This is a genomic window from Maribacter sp. TH_r10 (assembly GCF_033101095.1).
Classification (GTDB): Bacteria; Bacteroidota; Bacteroidia; order Flavobacteriales; family Flavobacteriaceae; genus Maribacter_A; species Maribacter_A luteus.
On sequence record NZ_JAWMPY010000062.1, the window covers coordinates 1 to 209 of the forward strand.

At 45.0% G+C, this 209-nt stretch carries 1 protein-coding gene; it reads left to right on the top strand.

Going from position 1 to position 209, the window contains the following annotated elements; translation table 11 throughout:
• Positions 1-22: 22 nt before the first annotated feature.
• Positions 23-209: IS110 family transposase (locus R3X28_RS19335; protein WP_317666535.1), on the top strand; the 187-nt coding region annotated here is incomplete at its 3' end.

Genomic DNA, 209 nt, shown 5'->3' on the forward strand with positions numbered 1-209 from the left:
AACGTACCATAAGAAGGATTATATGCTTCTAAGAAGTATCCCTGGAATAGGAGGGATCGTTGCCTGTGGTATATTATGTGAACTGGGGGATCTGAGAAGGTTCAATAGTGTAAAGCATTTGGCAGGTTATGTAGGTCTGGCACCAGGGGTCCACCAAAGTGGGAGTAACTATAAGACCCTTGGTATAACTCCACGTGCACATCGTTTGG